This is a genomic window from Kitasatospora sp. NPDC058063 (assembly GCF_042885395.1).
GTDB classification, from domain to species: Bacteria; Actinomycetota; Actinomycetes; order Streptomycetales; family Streptomycetaceae; genus Kitasatospora; species Kitasatospora lactacystinica.
On sequence record NZ_JBHVSD010000009.1, the window covers coordinates 103,486 to 120,972 of the forward strand.

At 73.3% G+C, this 17,487-nt stretch carries 17 protein-coding genes; 12 read left to right on the forward strand and 5 right to left on the reverse strand.

Going from position 1 to position 17,487, the window contains the following annotated elements; genetic code table 11:
- Positions 1 to 81 precede the first annotated feature (81 nt).
- From ACFVUY_RS17630 to ACFVUY_RS17640, 3 genes are all read right to left on the reverse strand, one after another.
- On the reverse strand, positions 82 to 1,068 hold the full coding sequence (locus ACFVUY_RS17630; protein WP_387730808.1) for an SCO1860 family LAETG-anchored protein: 987 nt from the start codon (positions 1,066 to 1,068) through the stop codon (positions 82 to 84).
- A gap of 176 nt (positions 1,069 to 1,244) precedes the next feature.
- A complete protein-coding gene (locus ACFVUY_RS17635) occupies positions 1,245 to 1,922 on the reverse strand; it encodes a uracil-DNA glycosylase (protein WP_359903447.1) in 678 nt (225 codons plus the stop codon).
- A 115-nt stretch (positions 1,923 to 2,037) separates the two neighbouring features.
- Entirely contained in the window at positions 2,038 to 3,129 is a 1,092-nt protein-coding gene (locus ACFVUY_RS17640) for an amidohydrolase family protein (RefSeq protein ID WP_380553153.1), read from the reverse strand.
- Positions 3,130 to 3,222: 93 nt separating this feature from the next.
- Between ACFVUY_RS17640 and ACFVUY_RS17645 the strand changes: the two genes are divergently transcribed.
- A complete protein-coding gene (locus tag ACFVUY_RS17645) occupies positions 3,223 to 4,308 on the forward strand; it encodes a pyridoxal-phosphate-dependent aminotransferase family protein (protein ID WP_387730811.1) in 1,086 nt (361 codons plus the stop codon).
- 67 nt (positions 4,309 to 4,375) lie between these two features.
- On the opposite strand, the gene ACFVUY_RS17650 is transcribed toward ACFVUY_RS17645, so the two are convergent.
- Positions 4,376 to 6,013 carry an APC family permease gene (locus ACFVUY_RS17650; protein ID WP_380353748.1) on the reverse strand — a complete coding sequence of 546 codons (1,638 nt, stop codon included), beginning with the start codon at positions 6,011 to 6,013 and terminating at the stop codon, positions 4,376 to 4,378.
- A 258-nt stretch (positions 6,014 to 6,271) separates the two neighbouring features.
- Between ACFVUY_RS17650 and ACFVUY_RS17655 the strand changes: the two genes are divergently transcribed.
- A complete protein-coding gene (locus ACFVUY_RS17655; protein WP_387730814.1) occupies positions 6,272 to 7,870 on the forward strand; it encodes a TauD/TfdA family dioxygenase in 1,599 nt (532 codons plus the stop codon).
- Between the two features lie 113 nt (positions 7,871 to 7,983).
- On the opposite strand, the gene ACFVUY_RS17660 is transcribed toward ACFVUY_RS17655, so the two are convergent.
- On the reverse strand, positions 7,984 to 8,814 hold the full coding sequence (locus tag ACFVUY_RS17660; protein ID WP_387685741.1) for a GntR family transcriptional regulator: 831 nt from the start codon (positions 8,812 to 8,814) through the stop codon (positions 7,984 to 7,986).
- A gap of 341 nt (positions 8,815 to 9,155) precedes the next feature.
- Here ACFVUY_RS17660 and ACFVUY_RS17665 point away from each other — a divergent pair, with 341 nt between their 5' ends.
- The 10 genes from ACFVUY_RS17665 to ACFVUY_RS17710 all read left to right on the forward strand — a co-directional run bounded on the left by ACFVUY_RS17665 (position 9,156) and on the right by ACFVUY_RS17710 (position 17,486).
- Positions 9,156 to 10,325 carry an ABC transporter substrate-binding protein gene (locus ACFVUY_RS17665; RefSeq protein ID WP_387730816.1) on the forward strand — a complete coding sequence of 390 codons (1,170 nt, stop codon included), beginning with the start codon at positions 9,156 to 9,158 and terminating at the stop codon, positions 10,323 to 10,325.
- Between the two features lie 43 nt (positions 10,326 to 10,368).
- A complete protein-coding gene (locus ACFVUY_RS17670) occupies positions 10,369 to 11,349 on the forward strand; it encodes an ABC transporter permease (protein WP_387730819.1) in 981 nt (326 codons plus the stop codon).
- Positions 11,337 to 12,182 (forward strand): ABC transporter permease, encoded by an 846-nt coding sequence (locus ACFVUY_RS17675; RefSeq protein ID WP_387685735.1) that lies wholly within the window; start codon positions 11,337 to 11,339, stop codon positions 12,180 to 12,182. Before ACFVUY_RS17670 ends, ACFVUY_RS17675 begins: the two co-directional genes overlap by 13 nt.
- 21 nt (positions 12,183 to 12,203) lie before the next feature.
- Entirely contained in the window at positions 12,204 to 13,289 is a 1,086-nt protein-coding gene (locus tag ACFVUY_RS17680; protein ID WP_387685733.1) for an ABC transporter ATP-binding protein, read from the forward strand.
- A gap of 60 nt (positions 13,290 to 13,349) precedes the next feature.
- The gene (locus tag ACFVUY_RS17685) at positions 13,350 to 14,090 is read left to right on the forward strand and encodes an HAD family hydrolase (protein ID WP_387730821.1); all 741 of its coding nucleotides are present in this window, start codon (positions 13,350 to 13,352) and stop codon (positions 14,088 to 14,090) included.
- Position 14,091: 1 nt separating this feature from the next.
- Entirely contained in the window at positions 14,092 to 14,415 is a 324-nt protein-coding gene (locus ACFVUY_RS17690) for a DMT family transporter (protein ID WP_387685728.1), read from the forward strand.
- A gap of 111 nt (positions 14,416 to 14,526) precedes the next feature.
- Positions 14,527 to 15,018 carry a hypothetical protein gene (locus tag ACFVUY_RS17695; RefSeq protein ID WP_387685726.1) on the forward strand — a complete coding sequence of 164 codons (492 nt, stop codon included), beginning with the start codon at positions 14,527 to 14,529 and terminating at the stop codon, positions 15,016 to 15,018.
- A 170-nt stretch (positions 15,019 to 15,188) separates the two neighbouring features.
- On the forward strand, positions 15,189 to 15,485 hold the full coding sequence (locus ACFVUY_RS17700) for a hypothetical protein (protein ID WP_387685725.1): 297 nt from the start codon (positions 15,189 to 15,191) through the stop codon (positions 15,483 to 15,485).
- Entirely contained in the window at positions 15,482 to 16,810 is a 1,329-nt protein-coding gene (locus tag ACFVUY_RS17705) for a WXG100 family type VII secretion target (protein ID WP_387730824.1), read from the forward strand. Before ACFVUY_RS17700 ends, ACFVUY_RS17705 begins: the two co-directional genes overlap by 4 nt.
- A complete protein-coding gene (locus tag ACFVUY_RS17710) occupies positions 16,800 to 17,486 on the forward strand; it encodes a hypothetical protein (protein ID WP_387730827.1) in 687 nt (228 codons plus the stop codon). The genes ACFVUY_RS17705 and ACFVUY_RS17710 overlap by 11 nt, the downstream gene beginning before the upstream one ends.
- Position 17,487 lies beyond the last annotated feature (1 nt).

The following is a 17,487-nucleotide window of genomic DNA, read 5'->3' on the forward strand; positions in this document are numbered from 1 at the left end:
CGTTGGCACGGTCACGGTGCGGGAGTGCCGGGGGTGGCACTCCCGCTGTTCCGGGTGCCGTCGGTGACGGCGCGGGCATGGTCAGTGACGACGGGCGTGCGCGGCGCGACGGCGCCGGGTGGCCCACAGCGCGGCCGCTCCGCCCGCGACCAGGGCGGCGGCCCCCGCGGCGAGCGGGCCGGTGGCGCTGCTGCCGCCGGTGGCGGCCAGCTTCTCCGCCTTCTCCGACTTCTCCACCGCGGCCTGCGGACCGGCGGCCCGCGAGGTGGTGGTGTCGGCGACCGGCTGAGCCGCGGGCGCACTGGCGGACGTGTCGGCCGGCGCGGTACCCGTGGCGGTCGGAGCGGTCGGGGCGGTCGACGGCGCGGAGGGCTTCTCGCAGCTCACCGAGGCGACGGTGACCTTCCCGGTGACCTTGGCGACGTTCAGGTTGAGCGGGTTCACCTCCACCTGCACCTCCAGCGCGGAGGCGGCGGCGGTGGTCGTGGTGACGGTCTTCTTGGAGAACTCCACCGAGACACTGCCGACCAGTGGCACGTCCACCTTGGTCGGGCCGTACACGCCGACGGTGACCGGCTTGCCGAGCACGCTGAGCTTGACCGGCGCGACCACGTCGGCGGTCGGCTGCCCGTCGACCGGACAGGTCGCCTCGGCGCTCATCGCCTCCAGGCCGAGCAGCGCGGTGGTGGGCAGCCCGGGGGCGTGCACGTCGGCGTTGACCAGCTTGACGGAGGCGGTGGCGCCCTTGGCGTCGACCCTGGTCACCGACTTGCCGATGTCGGCCTTGACGAGCTCGACCGGGCCGGTCTGGTCGACCCCGGCCACCGTGGCCGTCAGGATCGATCCGTCGCGCTGCGCCGGCGACTCCACCTTGTTCAGCGCGATGTTCACCGGGACGTCCACCGCCTTGTTCAACAGGCTGACGTCCAGGTCGAGTTCGGCGGTGACGGCGCGGGCCTTGCCGGGCGACGGGGCGGGCTCGGCCGCGTGGACGGGCGCGGCGGTGAGCAGGGTGCTCGCCACCACGGCGGTGGCCGCGGCGGCGGAAACGATTCGGCGAGAAGACATGGCGATACCCCCACACAGATGAAACGATGAGACGCCAGTCTTCTCGAACAATCCGTCACATGAGTAACACAGAAAGTCATTTCACTCGTTGGAGTGAGATTGGCGTTCTGCGCTGACCCAGCTCTGCTACAGCGGCCGCACCGTACCGGCCTACAGCGGCCGCGCCGCACCGGCGGCTACGGCAGCCGCCAGTCCACCGGCTGCGCCCCCTGCCGCACCAGCAGCTCGTTCGCCCGGCTGAACGGCCGCGAACCGAAGAAGCCGCGGTCGGCCGACATCGGGCTGGGGTGGACCGACTCCACCGACGGCACGTTGCCCAGCAGCGGGCGCAGGTTGCGGGCGTCGCTCCCCCACAGGATCGCCACCAGCGGGCCGCCGCGCGCCACCAGCGCCCGGATCGCCTGCTCGGTGACCGCCTCCCAGCCCTTGCCGCGATGCTGGCCGCTCTTGCGCGGCTGCACGGTGAGCACGCGGTTGAGCAGCAGCACGCCCTGCTGCGTCCACGGGGTGAGGTCCCCGTTGGACGGCTGCGGCAGGCCCAGGTCGGTGCCGTACTCCCGGTAGATGTTGATCAGGCTCGCCGGGATCGGCCGCACCTCCGGCGCCACCGAGAAGCTGAGCCCGACGGCGTGGCCGGGCGTCGGGTACGGGTCCTGCCCGACGATCAGCACCCGCACGTCGGCGAAGGGCTGCTGGAAGGCCCGCAGCACGTTCGGGCCGGAGGGCAGGTAGGTTCGGCCTGCGGCCAGTTCGGCGCGCAGGAAGTCGCCCATCGCGGCGACCCGTCCGGCGACGGGTTCCAGGGCGGTGGCCCAGCCGGGCTCGACGATCTCGTTCAGTGGACGCGGTGCCATGGTCGCCACCCTATCGGCCTACGCCGACAGCGCCTTCAGCGGATGATCATGGGATCGAGGCAGGTCGACGGGGTCCGCGGGCGGTGTCCTCGGCCCGACCGAGGACACCGCGGGCCTACCCGACCGGCCGCCCCCGCAGCACCACCAGCCGCGGGTCCGCGAGCACCCGGACGTCCGCCCGCGGATCCTGCGCGTACACCACGAAGTCCGCCGGCGCGCCCTCCTCCAGGCCCGGCCGCCCCAGCCACTCGCGCGCTCCCCAGCTCGCCGCCGACAGCGCCTGCGCCGGGCTCAGACCCGCCTTCACCAGCTCCGCCACCTCGTCCGCGACCAGCCCGTGCGCCAGCGAGCCGCCCGCGTCCGTCCCGACGAACACCGGGATGCCGGCGTCGTGCGCGGCGCCCACGGTGTCGTACCGGCGCTCGTGCAGCCGCCGCATGTGCGCCGACCAGGCCGGGAACTTGGCCTCGCCGCCGGCCGCGAGGTCCGGGAAGGTGGCGATGTTGACCAGCGTCGGCACGATCGCCACCCCGCGCTCGGCGAAGGCCGGGATCAGCTCCTCGGTCAGCCCGGTGGCGTGCTCGACGCAGTCGATCCCGGCCGCCAGCAGGTCCGGCAGCGACTCGGCGGAGAAGCAGTGCGCGGTGACCCGGGCACCCTCCTCGTGCGCCGCCGCGATCGCCTCGGCCAGCGCGTCGCCGGGCCAGCAGGCGGCGAGGTCGCCACGCTCGCGGTCGATCCAGTCGCCGACCAGCTTCACCCAGCCGTCCCCGCGCCGGGCCTCGGCCCGCACGTAGGCGGCCAGGTCGCCGGGTTCGATCTCGTGCGCGTAGTTGCGGATGTAGCGGCGGGTGCGGGCGATGTGCCGCCCGGCCCGGATGATCCGGGGCAGGTCCTCGCGCTCGTCGATCCACCGGGTGTCGGCGGCCGAGCCGGCGTCGCGGATCAGCAGGGTGCCGGCGTCCCGGTCGGTGAGCGCCTGCTTCTCGCTGGTCGCGGCGTCCACCGCGCCGTGCGCGTCCAGGCCGACGTGGCAGTGCGCGTCCACCAGGCCGGGCAGCACCCAGCCGTTCACCGTCCGCACGTCCCCGGCGGTCGGCGGGCGGGTGAAGCTCACCCGGCCGTCCACCACCCAGAGTTCGTCCCGGACGTCCTGCGGACCGACCAGCACCCGACCCCGCACGTGCAGCACCGCGCCATCGCTCATGGCCGCACTCTACCGACGGGCGGGTTCCGTGTAAGCAGTCATGATGCGGCAGACTCGTTTCCGCACCCCACCCCCGCGAAAGGCGATCAAGACGTGAGTCCCTTCCTCGACCTGCCCCCGCTCAGCGCCGCCGAGTTCGCGGCGATCGAGGACCGGGTGGCCGCACTGCTGCACACCGAGGCCGATGTGATCGTCACCCAGGGCGAGGCGCTCCTGCCCCTGGAGGCCGCGATCCGCGGCGCCGCGCACCCCGGCTCGACCGCCCTCAACATCGTCACCGGCCCGTACGGGCAGACCTTCGGCAACTGGCTGCGCTCCTGCGGGGCGAAGGTCGTCGACCTGGCCGTGCCCTTCGACAGCGCGGTGAGCGCCGAGCAGGTGGCCGAGGCCCTCGACGCCAACCCGGGGATCGACTTCGTCTCCCTGGTGCACGCCGAGGCCGCGACCGGCAACACCAACCCGGTCGCCGGGATCGGTGCCGTGGTCCGCGAGCACGGCGCGCTGCTGATGCTCGACGCGGTCGCCTCCGTCGCCGCCGAGCCGCTGCTCACCGACGAGTGGGGTGTCGACCTGTGCGTCATCGGCGGCCAGAAGGCGATGGGCGGCCCGGCCGGGGTCTCCGCCGTCTCCGTCTCCGCGCGCGCCTGGGAGCGGATCGCCGCCAACCCGGCCGCCCCGCGCCGCTCCTACCTCTCGCTGCTCGACTGGAAGGAGCGCTGGACCGACGCCGGCCGCGCGGTGCTGCCGCACGCCCCGGCCCAGCTGGAGATGCTCGCGCTCGGCGCCTGCCTGGACCGGATCGCCGCCGACGGCCTGCCGGCCGTGATCGCCCGCCACCGCGCCGCCTCGGCCGCCACCCGGGCCGGCGTCCGCGCGCTCGGCACCCTGGCCCCGTACGTCGTCGAGGACGCCCACGCGGCCCCGGTCGCCACCACCCTGCGCACCCCGGACGGCGTCGACGCGACCGCCCTCGCCGCCCGCCTCGACCCGGCCCTGCCCGTCCAGCCGGGCGGCGGCGCCCTGGCCGGCTCGATGCTGCGGGTCAACCACTACGGGCGGGCGGCCGCGCTGGACACCGTCCGCGCCTGCCTGTCGGGCCTGGCCGGGGCGACGGACGCCGACCCGGCGCCCGCGCTGGCCGCCGCCGAGGCCGCCTGGAGCGCGACCGTCCCGGCCTGAGCGGTTCGGGCTCCCACGGCCGAGGCCCCCGCAGGACATCCTGCGGGGGCCTCGGCCGTGCCCGGGCTCAGTGCCCGTTGACGTCCACCACCTCGACGCCGCGAATGTTCCGCTCGATCTCCTCCGTCGGCAGCGCGATCGCCAGCGCCCAGTAGTAGACGACCAGCGAGAACACCACCACGACCACGATGTCCCACCACAGCGGCAGGTTCCCCTTGGCGCCCGCGCCGAAGGTGCCCTGCCAGGAGGTCAGGCCCATGCCGAGCAGGTAGACCGGCAGCCACTGCCCGGCCCGGAAGTCCATCCGGGGCGCGTTCGGCAGCCCCTTGGAGCGCGCGTACCAGGAGTACCCGCCGAGCAGCGCGTAGCCGATCACGATCGCCAGGCCCAGGCGCCACAGGGTGTCCCAGCCGGACCAGTAGATGACCAGGCTCGCCACCACGAAGGCCAGCGGCGAGATCACCGAGCCGCCGGGCAGGTGGTACGAGCGCTCCATCTTCGGCAGCCGCTTGCGCAGCACCCCGAAGGCCAGCGGGGCGCCCGCGTACATCAGCACCACCGCCGAGGTGATGAAGCCGACCAGCCGCTGCCAGCTCGGGAAGGGCAGGAAGCAGATCACCCCGGCCACCCAGGCGATGAGCAGGCCCAGCCAGGGCACCGCGCGCTTGTCGGTGGACTGCAGCACCTGCGGCGCGTAGCCGTTGCGGCTCAGGCCGTAGGTGACCCGGGAGCTGGAGGTGATGTAGACCAGCCCGGTGCCGGCCGGCGAGATGACCGCGTCGATGAACAGCACGGTGGCCAGCCAGCCCAGGCCGATCAGGGTCGCCAGGCCGGCGAACGGTCCGCTGATCCCGGGGTAGTCGAGGGTGCTCCAGCCCTGGGCGAAGGTCTCCGGCGGCAGTGCGCCGATGAACACCACCTGGAGCATCACGTAGACGATGGTGCCGACCACCACCGAGCCGAGCACCGCGCGGGGGATGTCCCGGCGCGGGTTGCGGCTCTCCCCCGCCCACTGGATGGCCTGTTCGAAGCCGAGCAGCGCGAAGATCACCCCGCTGCTGCTGATCGCGGTGAGCACGCCCTTGGCGCCGTCCGGCGCGAAGCCGTGCACGTCGAAGTTGGAGCCGTGGAACTCGGTGAGGCCGAGCGCGAAGATGGTCAGCACCGGGATGGCGACCTTCCACACGGTGGCCGCGCTGTTGGTGTGGGCGAGCAGCCGCACGCCGAGGAAGTTGACCGCGACGAAGACTCCGAGCAGGGCGGCCGCGACGACGAATCCCCAGCCGGTCAGGGTCAGGTTCTTGTTCAGCAGGCCGTCCGCCCAGCTCCAGTGCTGGGCGTAGTTGATCATCGCCTGCACCTCGATCGGCGCGATGGTCGCGGCCTGCAGCCAGGTGAACCAGCCGAAGGACATCCCGGCGAACCCGCCGAAGGCGTAGTGCGGGTAGCGCGCCGTCCCGCCCGCCACCGGGAACAGCCCGCCCAGCTCGGCGTGGACCAGCGCCAGCAGGATGATCGCCACCGCGCCGATGCCCCAGGACAGCAGCGCCGCCGGCCCGGCGGCCACCGCCGCCTTCTGCGCCCCGAAGAGCCAGCCGGAGCCGATGATCGCCCCGACCGAGGCCCAGAGCAGTCCGATGACGCCGACCTCGCGCCGCAGCCCGGTGTGCCCGGAGCCGGGCGGATTGGAGGAGGAATGGGCCATGGCCGATCGCCTCTCGAAGCAGGAGGAAGTCCTCCGACAGTGCCCCAGCCCGGGCGCCTCCCCTCCCCGAAACGCCCCGCACCCCGTGCCCCTCACCCGAACAGCCCGCGGGAACCGCCCGCCGGCACAGTTTCCGAAGCGTTCACCCGCCCGGCACGTGGAACTCACCGGCGGCAGGCAGGCTCCCGGACAGAGCTTGAAGTTGGCTATACAACTTCAGCCCATACGACAGCCGTAGTGCCGCCGAGGAGAAGACCGATGACCGAACTGCCGCCGTACTGGCTGCGCGACAACTGCCCGTGCGCCGAGTGCCGGGACCCGCGCAACGGACAGAAGCTGTTCCAGATCGACGACCTGCCCGAGGACCTGGCGGTCGCCGGGAGCGCGGAGGCCGACGGACACCTGGAGGTGCGCTGGTCGGACGGCCACCGCTCCCGCTACCCGCTGGAGTGGCTCGACCGGGCCGACGAGGGCGACGGGCGCACCGAGCGGGGCAAGCGGCTCTGGACGGCGGCGGACTTCGCGTCCGGCCTCCCGCAGGCGCGGTGGGAGGCCTACCTGGCCGACCCGGCCGAGCGGGCCGCGGTGCTGGCCGCCGTACGGGACGACGGCTTCGCGGTGCTGCGCGGGGTGCCGGCCGTCGAGCGGCAGGTGCTGCGGGTGGCGGAGAGCTTCGGCCACGTACGGGTCACCAACTACGGGGAGCTGTTCGACGTCCGGGTCGAGCCGGACCCGAACAACCTCGCCTTCACCAGCGTCGCCATCGCCCCGCACACCGACAACCCGTACCGGGACCCGGTGCCGACCCTCCAGCTGCTGCACTGCCTGGAGAACTCGGCGACCGGCGGCGACTCCGGGCTGGTGGACGGGTTCAAGGCCGCGGCGCTCCTCCGGGAGGAGGCGCCGGCCGCGTTCGAGGTCCTCACCCGTACGCCCGTCCCGTTCGTCTTCCGCGACCGGGGCACCGAACTGCGCGCCGACCGCCCGCTGATCGACGTGGACCCGCTGGGCCGGATCCGCGAGGTCAGGTTCAACAACCGCTCGATCGGCACGGTCCGGGCCGGCGCCCCGGACGGCCTGAACGCCTTCTACGCCGCCTACCGCCGCTTCGCCGCGATCACCCTGCGCCCCGGGCTCCGGCTCACCTTCCGCCTCGGCCCCGGCGACTGCCTGATCTTCGACAACACCCGCCTGATGCACGCCCGGACGGCCTTCCGGCAGGACGGCCACCGCCACCTCCAGGGCTGCTACGCCGACCTCGACTCCCTGCACAGCACCCTTGCGGTGCTGCGCCACCGCGCCGCCGCGCTGGACGCGATCGCCGCCCTGTTCGCGGGCGAGGGCGCCGGGGAGTACCTGGGCGAGGAGGTCACCATGGCCGAGCACATGCTCCAGGCCGCCGCTGCCGCCGAGGCCGCCGGGGCGCCGGCGCACCTGGTCGCCGCCGCGCTGCTCCACGACGTCGGCCACTTCTTCGACGAGCACGGCCAGGGGTCCGCGCACGGACGGGATCTGATGGAGGGTCAGGACAATCGCCACAGCGACTCCGGGGCCGACTGGCTGGCCCGCTGGTTCGGCCCGGAGGTCACCGAGCCGGTCCGGCTGCACGTGGCCGCCAAGCGCTACCTGTGCGCGGTCGAGCCCGGGTACCGGGAGCGGCTCTCCGCGGCCTCCGAGTACACGCTGGGCGTCCAGGGCGGCCCGATGGACGAGCGCCGGGCCGCCGCCTTCGCCGAACTCCCGGGCGCGCGGGACGCGGTGGCGGTGCGGCGCTGGGACGAGCAGGCGAAGGTGGCGGGCGCCCCGACGCCCGGTTTCGAGCACTACCGCCCGCTGCTCGCCGCCCTCATGCGGTGAGGACGCTCACGCGGCGAGGGCGCTCGCCGCAGGAGGGCGCTGACGCTGTGAGGGCGCTGACGCCGTGAGGGCGCTGACGCCGTGAGGACGCCCGTGCGGCACGCGCGAGGGGCTCAGTCCAGCTCCCGAGCGTGCCGCGAAAGCGCCGAGGTGGCAAGGGAGTTGTGCACGCTGAACGCCACCGTCCCGGGCAGGTAGCGGTCCTGGGACCACTCCACCGGCGTGCCCGTCGGGTCGGTCGTGCGCCGCCGCTCGCGCAGCAGCGGACCGCCCCGGCGGCAGCCGAGCAGCCGGGCGTCCTCGGCGTTGGCCGGGACGACGTCGATGGTGTGGTCGGCGTCGGTGAACAGGATGCCGTGCTCGCGCAGCACTTCGGTGTGCGAGACCACGTCCGGCGGCAGCTCGGCGACGATCTCGCCGACCCGCGGCGGGTACACGGTGCGCTCGACCATCACCGGCGTGCCGGACAGCGTCCGCAGCCGGACGATGACGTACACCTCGGCGCCCGGCTCCAGGCGCAGTTGCTCGCGCTCGGCGGCGTCGGCCGGGCGGCGCACCAGCGAGTCCAGGATGCCGCCGGGCTCCTCGCCCATCGAGTACGCCCAGTGCGTGAAGCTGAGGAGTTCGGAGAAGCTCTGCACCCGGGCGCCGCCGAGGACCACCCGGCGGGTGCCGCGGCGGGAGGTGACCAGTCCGTCGGAGCGCAGCACTGCGAGGGCCTGGCGGACGGTGCCGCGGGAGACGCCGTACTGCTCGGCCAGCGCGCCCTCGGCGGGCAGCCGGCCGGCCTCGCCGTACGCGCCGGTGGTGATCGCCTCGCGCAGGTCGGCGGCCACCTTCCGGTACAGCGCGCCGGGGCGCTCGGCCGCGGGCTCCGCGGCGGCCGAGCGGTCCCCGGCGGCCGGGCGCCCCTCGGCCCCGGGGCGCTGGGGCTCAGTTGCCACGTCAGTCAATGTCCCTCCTGGGGCGGTGTCCTGCGCAGCCGTGCCGGCGCGGACTGCCCGACCTTATCCCGCTGCGCCTTCGAAGCATCGCACCGAACGGTTCACGCTCCGATGGCCGGATTCCACCGTTCCCGCAGCCGACCCCGGTTCTGGGCCGTCCGTTCATCTTCCCGTCACCGGCCTCCGGCGTACTTACTGCTGTCAGCGAAGTTGGCTAGTCAACTCGGACGACGTCGATCGATCGCTCACCCGGCCGGTCCGCCGCCCTTCGCGAGACGCAGGCCCGCGGAACCCCCCGCGAACGCCCCTCGCAGTACGCCCCCTTAACAGGAGACTTCCCCGTGACCGTGCACCGCGCCCGCGCCGCCGCCTTCGCGGCCGTACTGACCGCCGCCGCGCTCTCCCTCACCGCCTGCGGCTCCGCCGGTTCGAGCGCCAAGTCCGGCGACGCCGCCAAGGACGGCGCCAAGGACGCCAAGACGGCCACCTCGGCCGCCGACTTCGGCGGCATGGACGGCCTGATCGCCGCGGCCAAGAAGGAGGGCAAGCTGCACGTCATCACGCTGCCCCGGGACTGGGCGAACTACGGCAAGATCATCGACGGCTTCAAGGCCAAGTACGGCATCGAGGTCGAGGAGGAGAACCCGGACGGCTCCAGCCAGGACGAGATCAACGCGGTCAACTCCCGCAAGGGCCAGGACCGCGCCCCCGACGTGGTCGACCTGGGCAGCGCCTTCGCCCTCCAGGCGGTCAAGGACGGCATCCTCGCCCCCTACAAGGTCGCCACCTTCGACAAGGTGCCGGACACCATGAAGGACGCGAACGGCGCCGCCGTCAACGACTACGGCGGCTACGTCTCCATCGGCTGCGACGCCAAGAAGATCGCCAACTGCCCGAAGACCTTCGCCGACCTGCTCAAGCCCGAGTACAAGGGCCAGGTCGCCCTCAACGGCAACCCGACCAAGTCCGGCTCCGCCTTCGGCGGCGTCTACGCGGCCGCGCTCGCCAACGGCGGTTCGCTGGACAACGTCCAGCCCGGCATCGACTTCTTCGGCAAGCTGAAGCAGTCCGGCAACTTCAACCCGGTCGAGTCGACCCCGGCCACCATCGAGAAGGGCGAGACCCCGATCTCGATCGACTGGTCCTACCTGAACGCCGGTTACACCGACGAGTTCAAGGACAAGGGCGTCGACTGGAAGGTCTCCATCCCGACCGACGGCTCCTACGCCCAGTTCTACAACCAGGCCGTCAACAAGTGGGCCCCGCACCCGGCGGCCGCCCGCCTGTGGCAGGAGTACCTGTTCAGCACCGAGGGCCAGAACCTCTTCCTCGGCGGCTACGCCACCCCGTCCACCTTCGAGGCCCTGAAGAAGGACGGCACCCTGGACACCACCGCGGCCGCCAAGCTGCCGGCCGTCGAGAAGCCGTTCACCACCTTCCCGACCGTCGACCAGATCAACGCGGCCAAGAAGGTCGTCACCGAGAACTGGACCAAGGCCGTCGCGGGCTGACACCCCGGCCACGTACCGCACTTCGGGCTGAGAAAAGGCACTCATGACCACGGCTCCCACCCCGGTGCCGACCACCCCCGCCGCCACCTCCCCCGGTGGCGGCGCGGGGGCGTCCGCCACCGCCACGACCACCTCCCCCACGAGCACCGCCCCCGCCCCGCGGCGCCGGCCGCTCGCCCGCCTCGGCGGCGCCTCCTGGCTGGCCACCGTGCCGCTGCTGCTGTTCTTCCTGATCGGCTTCGGACTTCCCTGCGTCGCCATCGTGATCGGCGCGTTCACCGCCTCCAGCGACGCGGAGAGCGGCGCCGGGCAGTTCACCTTCGACAACCTGACGGCCTCCGTCCAGGGCGGCTACCGGACGGCCATGCTGAGCAGCCTCAAGCTCTCCGCGCTGACCGCGCTGCTCGCCACCGTGCTCGGCGTACCGCTCGCCCAGGCCGTCGTCACCTCCCGGCGCGGCTGGCTGCGCCAGGCGGTGCTCACCTCCTCCGGCGTGCTCGCCAACTTCGGCGGCCTGCCGCTCGCCTTCGCGTTCGTCGCCACCCTCGGCAACGCCGGTGAGATCACCAGGCTGCTGCACCTCACCGACCACGGCTGGTCGCTGTACTCCTTCACCGGCCTGACGGTCGTCTACCTGTACTTCCTCATCCCGCTGATGGTGCTCACCATCACCCCGGCCCTGGACGGCCTGCGGACCCAGTGGCGCGAGGCGGCCCAGAACAACCGGGCCACCACCGTCCAGTACTGGCTCCACGTCGCCCTGCCGATCCTGCTGCCCTCCCTGCTCGGCGGCTTCGTGCTGCTCTTCGGCAGCGCCTTCGCCGCCTACGCGACGGCCGCCGCCATGGTCGGCGCGACCGTCCCGCTGGTCAGCCGCTCGATCGCGGACGCGCTCTCCGGCAACGTGCTGGTCGGCCAGGGCAACCTCGCCCTCGCCCTCAGCCTCAACATGATCGTCGTGGCCGTCCTGGTGATGGCCGTGTACCTCCCCCTCCAGCGCCGGAGCGCCCGATGGCTCAGCTGACCACCCCCGCCCGCCCCGGCCGACGCGACGTGCGCTGGTGGCGCGGTGCCGTGCTGCTGCTCGCCGGCGTCTACTTCGTCGTCCCGCTCGCGGCCTCCTTCTGGTTCTCGATCGACGAGCCCAAGGGCATCTCCTTCTCCGCCTACACCGGACTGCTCTCCGCCCCCGGCTTCCTGGACAGCCTCTGGCTGACCCTCGGCCTCGCCGTGGTCACCGTCGTGGTGCTGCTGCTCCTGCTCGTCCCGGCCCTGATCGCCGTCCGGCTCGGCTCGCCGAAGCTGCGCCCGGTCATCGACGTGCTCTGCACCCTGCCGCTGGTCGTCCCGCCGGTCGCCCTGACCGCCGGCCTCATCGGCGTGCTGCGCTGGGGCCCGGACTACCTGATGGACACCCCGTTCTTCCAGACCTTCGTGTTCGTCCAGGACCCGGACTTCCCGCTGGTACTGGTCGTCGCCTACGTGCTGATGGCCCTGCCGCTCGCCTACCGCGCCCTGGACGCCGGCCTGCGCTCGATGGACGTGCGCACCCTGGTCGAGGCCGCCCGCAACTGCGGCGCGAGCTGGCCGCGCGCGGTGTTCACCGTGGTCCTGCCCAACCTGCGCGGGGCCCTGCTGAACGCCTCCTTCCTCACCCTGGCCCTGGTCCTCGGCGAGTTCACCACCGCCTCGATCCTCGGCTACCAGCCCTTCCCGGTCTGGATCTACTCGGTCGGCAACAGCCAGGCCCACATGTCGGTCGCGGTCTCCATCCTGAGCCTGCTGCTCACCTGGCTGCTGCTGCTCCTGCTGGCCACCGCCGGGCGCGAGCGCCGCGCCAAGACCGCCACCTCCTGAAACCCCCCGGAGTCACCAGTCATGACCACGGCCACCGCCATCGCCAACGGCGTCTCGCTCTCCCCCGGCAGCGCCACCGTCGAATTCCGCTCCCTGCGCCGCGCGTTCGGCGCCACCACCGCCCTCGACGGCCTGGACCTGACCGTCCACCCGGGCGAGCTGATCGCCCTGCTCGGCCCGTCCGGCTGCGGCAAGACCACCGCGCTGCGCATCCTGGCCGGCTTCGAGCAGCACGACTCCGGCGAGGTGCTGGTCGACGGCCGGGACATCACCGCGATCCCCGCGCACAAGCGCGACGCGGGCATGGTGTTCCAGTCGTACAGCCTCTTCCCGCACCTGACCGCCCTGGACAACGTCGCCTTCGGGCTGCGGATGCGCGGCACCGGCAAGGCCGAGCGCCGCAAGCGGGCCCAGGAGCTGCTGGAGCTGGTCGGCCTGCCGCACCGCGCCGACCACTACCCGCACCAGATGTCCGGCGGCCAGCAGCAGCGCATCGCGCTCGCCCGCGCGCTCGCCCTCCAGCCGCGCGTCCTGCTGCTGGACGAGCCGCTGTCCGCGCTGGACGCCAAGGTCCGCCTCCAGCTGCGCGACGAGATCCGCCGCCTCCAGCAGGAGCTGGGCATCACCACCCTGTTCGTCACCCACGACCAGGAGGAGGCGCTGTCGATGGCCGACCGGGTCGCGGTGCTGCGGGCCGGCAGGCTGGAGCAGTGCGCCGTCCCGTCCGAGCTGTACAGCCGGCCGGCCACCGCCTTCGTCGCCGAGTTCGTCGGCACCATGAGCCGCATCCCGTGCACCCGCACCTCGGACGGCGTCGAGGTGCTCGGCCGCCGGCACGCGGTGGACGGCGCGATCCCGGCCGACGGCGAGCTCCAGGTGCTGGTCCGCCCGGAGAACGTCACCCTGACCCCGGCCGAGGACGGCCCCGCGCTGGTGGTCACCGCCTCCTTCCTGGGCGCCGTCACCCGGCTCACCGTCCGCCTGGACGACGGCACCGAGGTCAAGGCCGACCTGCCCACCGAGGCCGCCGCCGCCCTGCCGGCCGGCGCCCGGGCCGCGCTCACCCTGCCGGAGCGCCCGGTGCTGGTGGACCGCCGCACCGCCTGAGAACCTCGTACCTCCCTGCTCCGTCCACCGGAGCACCGAAGAACCACCGAAGGTACCGCCATGCCTGACTCCGCCCTGCCCGACTCCGCCCTGCCCGGGAACTCCGCCCCGCCCGCCGCGCTGCCCGCCGCCGTCCTGCCCGCCGCCGTCCTCTTCGACATGGACGGCACCCTGGTGGACACCGAGCAGCTGTGGTGGCAGGCCGCCGCCGAACTCGCCGAGGAACTGAACCGCCCGCTCACCGACCAGGACGCCCCCGAGGTGCTCGGCCAGGCCATCGAGCACACCGCCGCCCACCTGCACAGGGTCAGCGGCACCACGCTCGGCGAGGCCGAACTCGCCGCCCGGCTCGGCGATTCCTTCGCCGGCAAGGTCGCCGCCGAAACCGTTCCGCGCCCCGGCGCGCTCGCCCTGCTGGCCTCGCTGCGCGACGCCCGGGTGCCCACCGCGCTGGTCTCCGCCTCCCCGCGCCGGGTGGTGGACCTGGTGCTGTCCGCCATCGGCCGGGACTGGTTCGCCGTCACCCTGGCCGCCGAGGACACCGAGCGCACCAAGCCCGCGCCCGACCCGTACCTCGCCGCCGCCGAGCGGCTCGGCCTGGACCCGGCGGCCTGCCTCGCTGTCGAGGACACCCCGACCGGGGTCGCCTCCGCCACCGCGGCCGGCTGCGCTGTGCTCGCCGTGCCGTCCACTGCGGTGCCGATGCCCCGGGGCGAGCGGATCACCCTGCTCGCCAGCCTGGAGCAGGCCGACCTCGCCCTGCTCGGGAAGCTCGCCGGTCCCGGCGCGGTTCGACCCTGACATGCCCTATCTCCTGCTCGCCCTCGCCATCGTCAGCGAGGTCTGCGCCACCAGCTGCCTCAAGCTCACCGAGGGGTTCACCCGGCTCTGGCCGAGCCTCGGCGTCGGCATCGGCTACGCGCTCTCCTTCGTGCTGCTCGGCCGCGCACTCAAGCACATACCGGTCTCGGTCGCCTACGCGGTCTGGTCCGGGGCCGGCACCGCGGCGGTCGCCGGGATCGGCGTGGTCGCCTTCGGCGAGTCGCTCGGGCGGCTCCAGTTGGTGGGCATAGCGCTGGTGATCGTCGGGGTGGTCGTGCTCAACCTCAAGGGCGGACACTCCTGACGCCGTTCTGACGGTTCGTCAATTTCCGAATACGCTGGTCAGCCACCCTTTCGGGGCGGGACGTCGGACGTGCCGACCTCCCGCCCCGAAGCCTTCGCTACGGTGTCCCCCATGACGGACCCCCGACCCCATCACTACCGCTTCGTCCACCGCGAACTCGCCCGCCAGGTACTGGAGTTCGGCCCGCGCGTGGCCACCCCGACCCCGGACGGCGGCAGCCTGCTGCCCGTCGTCACCCAGATCTGGGACGACCTCGGCGCCGCCCTGCCGCCCGAGGACCGCCTGCCCCACCACGGCCTCGACTGCCGGCACCTGTCGGTCGACGGCCACCACATGCTGCTGGTCACCCTGCCCACCGCGGTCGGCGCCACCGAGGCCCACTTCGTCGCCGCCGTCCAGCCCCAGGGCGCCAGGTCGGTGCGCTACATGACCCTGGAGCACGCGTTCAGCCCCTTCGACGGCAGCCCCGGCACCGTCCTCGGCGAGTGGACCGCCGAGAGCCACCTCAACCACGGCCCGGGGCCCTCGCCCGTCGCCGAACTGTTCGTCACCGCCGTGGTACGGCTCGTCACCCCGAAGAAGCGCGGCTTCTGGCGCCGCTGAGACCGACCCCGCGGGTACGTCCCGGGCCGGGCCGCCGACGTCAAGAAGGCGTCGACGGCCCGTAAAGGTCCCGCAAACATCCTCCCCCGGACCCCTGCGCGGGCGATCATCGGCGCACTGGTCGGGGCTATGCTCGCCCGGTCCGACAAACGACGCATCGGGGGGCGAAAGTGTCCGACTTCAAAGTCAGTTCAGAATTCCTCGCCAAGCTGGCCCAGGACCTCAAAGGCTGCGGCGACGAACTCGAACAGGGGCTCAAGGCCTTCGAAGCGGCCGGCCACACCGGCACCGGCTTCGACTTCCTGGACGAGGCCTGCGGGCACTTCAAGGACAAGTGGCAGTTCGGCCTGAAGAAGGTCCGCGAGTGCGTCAAGGTCCTGGACGAGGGCCTGGAGCAGGTGCAGAAGAACTACGACGGCACCGAGCAGAGCATCGTCAAGGTCCTCACCCCGGCGGGGCAGTCGTGAGCGCCCCGACGCCGCCGGCGCCCGACTGGTCCGGCCTCGGCTTCAACCCCACCCCCGGCGACTCCGCCGCCGTCACCGCGCTCAGCGCCGGCCTGCGCCGGGTGGGCCAGCACCTGACCGGCGTGCACACCACGCTCTCCCAGCTCTCCTCCAACCAGGGCGAGTGGACGGGCGAGGCCGCCAAGCAGTTCGCCAAGCAGTTCGACAAGCTCCCCGGCTACCTCCAGGACGCCGCCGACTCGATCACCGCGGCCTACACCGCGCTCGATGTCTGGTACAAGGCGCTGACCGAACACCAGCCCAAGGCGGCCGAGTTGGCCGCCTCCGCGGTCGCCGCCAAGAAGAAGCAGGACGAAGCGGACCGGGCGCACAGCGCCGCGGCCGCCGCCCCCGACCTCCAACTGGCCGGCCGCCACTACTCCGACGACGCGAGCCTCGCCGCCGCCGAACAGCGCTACAACACGGCGAAGAGCCACCTCGACTCGGCCGCCGGCCTGCTCACCAGCGCCTCCAACGAGCTGGCCGGCCTCCAGAAGCAGGCCCACGAGCTCGCCGGGACCCACCAGTCGGACGCGAAGAAGACGGCCGAGGCCGTCCGCAAGGCCGCCGACAGCAAGGCCCCGCCGGAGCCCGGCTGGCTCAGCAAGGTCGGCGACTGGTTCAAGAACCACGGCGCGGACCTGCTGACCGTCGCGGCCGGCGTCTGCGGCGTCGCGGCGATCTTCTTCCCCGCCTTCGCGCTGCCGGCGCTCCTGCTGAGCGCCGCCGCCGCGGGCGCGCACGCGACCCAGTACGCCGCCAAGGGCCAGCTGTGGCCGCCGCAGAAGAACATCGGCAACTGGCTGACCCTGGGCGGCGACGTCCTCGGCGCGATCCCCGGCGTGGGCGTCGCGGCCAAGGGCGTGACCGCCGTCCGGGAGGCCCGCGCCGCCGGTGCGGGCGTGCGCGGCGCGGTCTCCGCCGGGTCCACCGAGGTCCGGACCGCCGCCCGGGGGATCGACCCGGCCAACCCGGTCTTCACCACGGCGATCGAGAAGCCGGCCATCAAGCTCGGCGTCTCCAAGGCCACCGCGATGAACGTCTCCGACGGCGTCCAGGCCGCCACCACCGCCGGGCTCAACGCCCCGACCGCGTACGCGCTCACCCAGGACAACCCGAGCGACAACCTCGCCGGTGCGGTCAACTACACGACCGGTGGCAACAGCGTCATCGGCTCGGCGGGCATGGCGGCCGGCGGCGGCAAGGCCAACGTCATCATCGGCAGCGTGTCCACCGTCGGCAACCTGCTCGGCATGGGCGGATGGGCGGCCGGCTATGGCCGCTGAGACCCCGGGCGCCACCGCCCCGCCGCTCTGGCTCGACCTGCCCGCGGGCTTCACCGCCGTCGACCTGGACGAGGACCCCGGCGACCGGATGGCCCGGGCCGCGGAGCAGTTGGACGCGCTCTTCCCCGAGGCCGGGGCCGAGCAGAAGCTCGCCGCCGTGATCGCCTCCGAGACCGCGCTCCAGGCCCAGCTGCGGGAGGGCGCCGTCCACGTGTCCGGCTGCCTGGTCCGGGCCGGGGACGGCGGTCCGATCCACGGCGTGCTCTCCGTCTTCCTCCGCCCGCAGGACCTCGGCGCGCCGGGCAGCTACCCCGCGCGGGTCGCCGCGGAGCTGGCCGAGGCCTGGCCGGACGCCGACGTCGGCGTGGTGGACCTGCCGCTCGGCCGCGCCGCCCTGGCCGCCCGCGAGCTGACCGTCCCGGTGCCCGGCGCGGTCTTCGGCGTACCGGAGTCGGCCGTCGGCACGGTCCGCCAGCTCGAACTGCTGATCCCGCACCCGTGGAGCCCGTACGTGGTCGCCGCCGTCTTCACCACCGAGGACGTCGACCACTGGGACGAGTGGCTGCCGCTGGTCGCCGCCGCGTACCGGGGCATCTCCTTCCACCCGCCCCGGGACGAGAGCCGCGACACCGTGCCGCCCGACCAGTGGGACAACGTCCGGAAGGCCTTCGGATGAC

What these genes read in the sequence shown, in the direction of transcription:
- ACFVUY_RS17650 (WP_380353748.1), bottom strand. Translation starts at nt 6,013, where the DNA reads ATGGCCCATTCCTCCTCCAATCCGCCCGGCTCCGGGCACACCGGGCTG.
- ACFVUY_RS17685 (WP_387730821.1), top strand. Translation starts at nt 13,350, where the DNA reads ATGCCTGACTCCGCCCTGCCCGACTCCGCCCTGCCCGGGAACTCCGCC.
- ACFVUY_RS17675 (WP_387685735.1), top strand. Translation starts at nt 11,337, where the DNA reads ATGGCTCAGCTGACCACCCCCGCCCGCCCCGGCCGACGCGACGTGCGC.
- ACFVUY_RS17635 (WP_359903447.1), bottom strand. Translation starts at nt 1,922, where the DNA reads ATGGCACCGCGTCCACTGAACGAGATCGTCGAGCCCGGCTGGGCCACC.
- ACFVUY_RS17670 (WP_387730819.1), top strand. Translation starts at nt 10,369, where the DNA reads ATGACCACGGCTCCCACCCCGGTGCCGACCACCCCCGCCGCCACCTCC.
- ACFVUY_RS17630 (WP_387730808.1), bottom strand. Translation starts at nt 1,068, where the DNA reads ATGTCTTCTCGCCGAATCGTTTCCGCCGCCGCGGCCACCGCCGTGGTG.
- ACFVUY_RS17680 (WP_387685733.1), top strand. Translation starts at nt 12,204, where the DNA reads ATGACCACGGCCACCGCCATCGCCAACGGCGTCTCGCTCTCCCCCGGC.
- ACFVUY_RS17710 (WP_387730827.1), top strand. Translation starts at nt 16,800, where the DNA reads ATGGCCGCTGAGACCCCGGGCGCCACCGCCCCGCCGCTCTGGCTCGAC.
- ACFVUY_RS17690 (WP_387685728.1), top strand. Translation starts at nt 14,092, where the DNA reads ATGCCCTATCTCCTGCTCGCCCTCGCCATCGTCAGCGAGGTCTGCGCC.
- ACFVUY_RS17695 (WP_387685726.1), top strand. Translation starts at nt 14,527, where the DNA reads ATGACGGACCCCCGACCCCATCACTACCGCTTCGTCCACCGCGAACTC.
- ACFVUY_RS17640 (WP_380553153.1), bottom strand. Translation starts at nt 3,129, where the DNA reads ATGAGCGATGGCGCGGTGCTGCACGTGCGGGGTCGGGTGCTGGTCGGT.
- ACFVUY_RS17655 (WP_387730814.1), top strand. Translation starts at nt 6,272, where the DNA reads ATGACCGAACTGCCGCCGTACTGGCTGCGCGACAACTGCCCGTGCGCC.